A 5,857-nucleotide genomic window follows, 5' to 3' on the forward strand; every position below is an offset into this window, starting at 1 on the left:
AGGGGATATTGTATCTCAAGCACAGTTTATCAGCGAACTCTTTGGAGCGAGGGCTTAAAGCAATACGAATGAGACCGATTCGTTTGTTACTTTAAAGTCTTTGCGACACAACCGAAATAGTTCCCTCCATTGAGTAAACGGTGGATTGACGCAGTTATAGACTACCGTTGCTCCCTGGCAGACTTCACGCATCTGAGCTTGATTCGTTGCGTCGGCTTCGAGCAGTTCAATATTGAGGGGAAAATTGGCATGACCGCTGCGATTCACGCCACGAACCCGCTTTCCTTGTGCAACCAGTTCTCGCACGATCGCACTCCCCGTTCCACCACTGGCTCCAATGACGACATGCAATTCGTTTGATTTCATGAGATCTTCCTCCCACTCGGAAATCAATACCGTACTTTGAATTTAGCTAGCTTCCACGTCTTTCCATCCACCCCACGGTCTCTTCCAGCCCTGGGTCTTCTGCCGGTATAGGAGGTGCGTCGCCAAACCCGCCAGTAGAAGACCGAAGATCCAGAACCAGAACCACTGTGTGCCGTAAAGCTGTAGTGCCACAGCCAGGATTACGATCCACTTCGTGATTCTTAAGGGGATTGGCGATCGCGTTTTGGAAAACATGACCGGCAATTCCCGCTTGATCATCTCCCACGTCCTATTCGTGTTTTTCTGAGTTTCCTGGTAAGAGCGCCTGCCGTCGAGCAAGAAGAGACGGCTGAGGTATTCCAGTAATGACTCTGCTGTTACAGGCTGACTTCGGAAGCCGATGTAGCCATCTGGACGAATCAGATAGAGTGACGCTCCGCTAGCGCTATACTTCTTGTGCAGCGTGCCTGACTCATCCTGCAACACCGAACCGTTCCAATCCAGTTTCTGCGGTGTTTTATCAGTACTGACAATGATGTGAGTTTTCACCCTGTTTCCAAGTAACGCTTCTATTTGATGCGCTATTTTCACAAGGTTTGTGCGTTCTGCTTCTGAATAGTTCAGTCCCGCGAACAACAACAGACTGAAGTGCGTCCCGCGAAACTCCTCGAATAGGCTGATTTCCTCGTGAGATGCCGCCCGAATACACGTTCCGTTTGGGGCTCGATCGCCGGCTTGAGGTCCCAGTTGCCAAGTGAGCCAGTTCCTTAGGCTGAACTCCTGACTTCCCCAGTAGGAGCGAGAGAGGGATGATGTGCGGTAATGGATGAAGAGTTGTGATCCCCGTCGAGTTAAATAGCCCTGGACTGAATCTAAGGCCAGGACACGCTCACGCAAGAATTGCATCATGGGATGATTGGAAACCAGGACTTTCGTGTTCGTGTCTGTCTGAGCGAGTACCCGTTTGGCGATGGGTAAGCGCTCTTCTTGATAGGTATTCAGCAGGTGCTCAGGAGACTGACCCGTAATCACAAGTGCCAATTTCCAGGCAAGATTGTAGGCATCCTGAATTCCGGTGTTCATCCCCTGCCCGCCGAAGGGACTGTGAATGTGGGCAGCATCACCAGCCAAGAATACCCGTCCAATTCGATAGTGATCGACCATGCGGCGGTTGATGGTGAAGTTTGACAGCCAGGTTGGATTGCTGAGGGTTGTCTGGGTGTCGCCAGTACGTTCCCGAAAAAGTTGCTGGAATAACTCTAGCGACAAAGATGGTACCGTTTCTTCTTCCACCACAGCGAAGGTACGCCACAGTTGACTATTGGGCAAGGGAATGATGCTAAACATGCCCTCTGCCGGGAACCAGGTATGCGATCGATCGTGCTCTCGCTGCCAATCCAGTTCTACATCTGCCAGGAGAAACTTTTCCTCATAGGTGCTGCCTTCAAATTTAACCCCCAGGGCTTTCCGCACCTGGCTATGGGCGCCATCACAGCCAACGAGCCAGCCCGCCCAAATTTCCTCGGTTTTGCTTCCGTCACCATCGTGGTGATTGATTGTAACGCTCACTTGAGAGCCAGTATCACGGAAGTCCACTAGTTCACAGGCCTGTTCAACGGCCCCCCCCAACTGATGCAGCCGCGTGGTGAGCACTCGTTCGACGTTAACCTGCGGTGTAATCCAAATCTGGGGGTAGGGTGTATCTAGCTTCTGCATCCCTGCCGTGCTGAGCGCCAGGAGCAAGCGATCGCCGTGATAGAAGTTGGCATCAAAGACAGGACCTCCGGTAGATAATACTTGGTTAATGAGGCCCATCGTATCGAACAGTTCCAGGGTGCGCGGCTGGATTCCTAATGCACGGGAGGTTATTGCAGGTGCCGGAGCTTTATCAATGATGCGACAACTTACCCCGCGTCGAAGTAGTTCACAGGCAAGGGTGAGTCCGGTTGGACCAGCACCCACAATTAACACATCCGTTTGACTTTGCAATGCTGTGTTCATAGTAGCCTCTCAATCTGAAGGTGCTTGAGATTTTGAATTCTCTACCAAACTTCGATCCTGAAAGCCGTAACTGGTTAGTAAAGCCAGCTTTGATACTGGGGATGGGTATGCCTCATATCCTCATACAACCACACCATTCGGTCAATAAACCACAACTTACTTAAGTAAACAAGGGCACACCCTAGCAGAGCGAAACAGTTATCCAGTGCAACCAATCCCCAAATCACAAATGCCATACCAACGGTTGAAACCAAATTCAGAACGTTGGGAATCTGCTGATGGTGTGAAGGAACCGGAACCGTATCTCGATTCAACCAGACTCGTTCGCCCAATACCCCTTTAGAGGCCCAATGATTAGTGGATTGAGGTTTCGCAAAGATACGGGGATTGATCCACGTCCAGAGCAGGGCGATCGCGATAGGGGCCAACGACCACCAGCCCAGCCAGGTACGGCTCCAGACTGCCAGAATCAGAATCGGCAGGACAGTGAAGCGAGTCCAAAAACTCCAGGGATTGGCATGACGTGTCCAAGTTTCCTCATCCATGTGAAATGTGTTGGCAATCTTGCGTTCTAAAGTCATTGCTAGTGTCCTCCTCAAAGTCGAAGATTCTCTTCTAACGGTATTGTCAGCTTAACCCGGATGCAGAATAATCGTACTGGTTTAACTGAGTTCGCAACTTCCTGTTCATATATTTCCGTCATCGCTTCCCTAGCGAAATCATCAGTGATTGTGTTTGGCTTTACTACACTTTCCCACTCAGCTAGCGAGACATCGAGAAAATGATGCTGGTCGCCTAGGGCGTGGTGAAGCCACCTCGATGCCGCGTTGGCGCTCGAATCGATTCGAGAATGATGCCAGAAATTCGGACAGCAATTCGCCAATCAACTGCGGCGCAAAAGTTGCTGCGTAGAATTGAGCAAGGCTGAATGTTCAAGGAATAGCATGCTTAATTTTGAACATACACGGTTAACTTGACAATGCCCTCAGATGTTTAGTGAGTCCCAGTTATGAATCAGTCCTACCTGCATGGCAATGCTTTTTGTCTTCGTTTCAGAGGCTTCTAATTTTTGTATCTAGGAACCAGAATTTCGGTTGGATATTTTGCCCCCTTCAACATAAGTTCGGTCACGACTGCGTAAGCTTCACTCCAGGCCTGCTCAGTGTTAGGTGTCCATGCGCTTCCTAGGCAAGAGGAAAGCGTTTTCAATAATGTACTACCTACCACTGGGTAATGTTCCGGCAACACTCCATACTGAATATGACGAGTTCCTAAACCTTCAAGTGCCTTCGTCAAAGCATCGGGGTTGCGGAGACTGGCTACGACTAAAACAAGCGATTTGAAGAGCTTCTTTGCTTGTTCTTCCATATGAGTGTTTGCAAAAAGTGGCTTGATCTCTGGATAGTCTGTAAATAGATTTGTGTAGAAGTGAGTCGTGAAATCAAGTTCCTGTTCTCTAATCTGTGCAAAGCTGGACTCTAACAATTCAACACTTAAAGACATACAGCATTTCCTGTAGTTAACTGTTCATAGTTTGTCAAACTCAGATGAATTAATCTATGAGGTAGCTCATAGAGACAGTGTAGAAATTTCAGCGGATTGAATTCAAATCTTACAAAGACGCTGCTATGCCCTAGGTCTAGCTAACTCCAGGTTCGCTGCAATATTCCTCCTACTGGCTGCAACCCTTCAACCACCACAGCACAACGCTTGCAGACTCAAAGGGGCCGGGTAAGGAAGGGGTATCAGAAGCAGCGAGGCGACATAGATTGTCGATCGCTCTGCCTTTGTCTCTTGGAGATGAAGCAGACGCATTTCAGAACTGAGGTACCTCATATTGACGATCGCAATCGTTTGTCAAAATCGAAGTAGAAGCGAAGAAGATTGAACTTATGCTGCTCAAAACTCAACCCGTTTCCAAACTCGAAAAGCTTGCCAAACTTTACTTAGAGGGAAAGCCCGCTAAAATTTTCCCAGAAATCCAACAAGAACTATGTGACTGGTTAATGCAGCAGTTTCGTCAAACTCCAGTCAATCCTCAGTTCTCCGATTATCTCCGCTATGAAAACGCAGATGAAGTGTTTGCGGATATTGAACAAGGTCATCTTTGGGTTTCGGCAGAGGAAAGCTATGACGTTTCCATCTATCCGAATCCGTTTTATGGCTTTGCGTTTCTTGTCATGCACGACTACGACCATTACATCACTGGCGCCGATTGGAGCTTAGAAGGAGAAATTAAAGCTTACAAAGCGGCTGCCTCACGCGCGCCCAATTTAGAGATTCAGAAAATTCTCTATTCTCAAATTGTGCTTCGAGCTGCTGCTTATATCTATCTCGGACACGCACCCGAACCAAAAAATGTGTTTCCTTAGTGCCGAGCATTATCTCTATGCTTGATACTCACAACACCCCAAACCAAAAATCGAGCAAAAGGGGGCGCTAATTCGACGTGAATTTGACAGAAGTTTTCGACCGCTCAAACCGAAGCAGGAAATTTCGTCGAACTTCTAGGAAACAAATTTGTTTCTTTCGCCCTTCCCATAGGCCCGCCTTTGTTGGAAACTCACGTTCATTCGTCTTGTGATCAAATTTAGTCTGAATAGTTTTTAATCAAATAGGCTAGGTTAAAGTTTGCGTCCTTACGAAAGGCAAACATGAAAGCCACGATCGAGCAGCTCACCCGCGTCTCCATATTTGAGAATCTCCTGCCGGAACAGATTGCTCAACTGCAACCCGATGCAACGATGCAGCAGTATCAAGCGGGCGAAACCATCACGCAGGAAGGTGATCCACTCCCTGCGGCATTGTATGCCCTCGTTGATGGAAGGCTGCGCGTGGTGAAAACAGCGACAACCGGGAAGGAAACGATTCTTCGCACCTTGAATACAGGAGACATTTTTGCGGCTCCAGCCCTATTTGGGAATCAGATTGCACCCGCAACAGTCATTGCAGAAGACTCAGTGCAGGTGCTGACCGTCAAGCGAGAGGCGTTACTCAAGGCAATTCAGGCGAATCCAGAAATTGCACTCCAGATGATGGCAGTGTTCAATCAACGACTGCAACAACTGCACGACATCGTCCATGGATTAGTGTCTGAACGGGCAATCGTTCGTCTTGCTCGATTGATTCAGACGACCGCGATCGAGCAGCATATCGATCTCGATCGGCCTGGAGCCGATGTTGAATTACAGTCTCACTATCACATTGCACGGAGAATTGGCATTACCTACGAAGAATGTGTTCGACTGTTCAAACAGCTTCAGGGAGTGGTGTCTTATCGTCGAGGCGGAAAAATCACGGTAATCGACGGAGCAGCTCTCAATCAGATGGCTCATGGTTCCGCTGACTTATAGTTGACATGCCAGATGCCCTCCTATGCGCCGGGTGTGCATTTAGGAGATTTGGGATCGAGCTTGCCAGAGTACGCGATCGCGGCAATCCGCGAAGCCCTTCCCGCCTTTGAAAAACAGATCGCAGGGTTTGCGATGCC

At 48.8% G+C, this 5,857-nt stretch carries 6 protein-coding genes; 2 read left to right on the plus strand and 4 right to left on the minus strand.

The genetic code is table 11. The features are described 5' to 3' along the window. Positions 1–54 precede the first annotated feature (54 nt). The 4 genes from NC981_RS25505 to NC981_RS25520 all read right to left on the minus strand — a co-directional run bounded on the left by NC981_RS25505 (position 55) and on the right by NC981_RS25520 (position 3,870). On the minus strand, positions 55–366 hold the full coding sequence (locus NC981_RS25505; protein ID WP_348245591.1) for an NAD(P)H-binding protein: 312 nt from the start codon (positions 364–366) through the stop codon (positions 55–57). Positions 367–408: 42 nt separating this feature from the next. Further along, positions 409–2,367, minus strand: a complete 1,959-nt coding sequence (locus NC981_RS25510) for an FAD-dependent monooxygenase (RefSeq protein WP_348245592.1) — start codon at positions 2,365–2,367, stop codon at positions 409–411. A gap of 74 nt (positions 2,368–2,441) precedes the next feature. Beyond that, positions 2,442–2,948, minus strand: coding sequence for a DUF6653 family protein (locus tag NC981_RS25515; RefSeq protein ID WP_348245593.1), 507 nt, complete (start codon positions 2,946–2,948; stop codon positions 2,442–2,444). Between the two features lie 481 nt (positions 2,949–3,429). Next, complete coding sequence (locus NC981_RS25520) at positions 3,430–3,870, minus strand: globin family protein (protein WP_348245594.1); 441 nt, start codon at positions 3,868–3,870, stop codon at positions 3,430–3,432. Between the two features lie 389 nt (positions 3,871–4,259). Here NC981_RS25520 and NC981_RS25525 point away from each other — a divergent pair, with 389 nt between their 5' ends. Next, positions 4,260–4,739, plus strand: a complete 480-nt coding sequence (locus NC981_RS25525) for a transposase (RefSeq protein WP_348245595.1) — start codon at positions 4,260–4,262, stop codon at positions 4,737–4,739. 282 nt (positions 4,740–5,021) lie between these two features. Beyond that, positions 5,022–5,720: a Crp/Fnr family transcriptional regulator gene (locus NC981_RS25530; protein WP_348245596.1), complete on the plus strand. Its 699-nt coding sequence runs from the start codon at positions 5,022–5,024 to the stop codon at positions 5,718–5,720. Positions 5,721–5,857 lie beyond the last annotated feature (137 nt).

This window comes from Leptolyngbya sp. DQ-M1 (assembly GCF_039962505.1).
Taxonomy (GTDB): domain Bacteria; phylum Cyanobacteriota; class Cyanobacteriia; order Leptolyngbyales; family Leptolyngbyaceae; genus Leptolyngbya.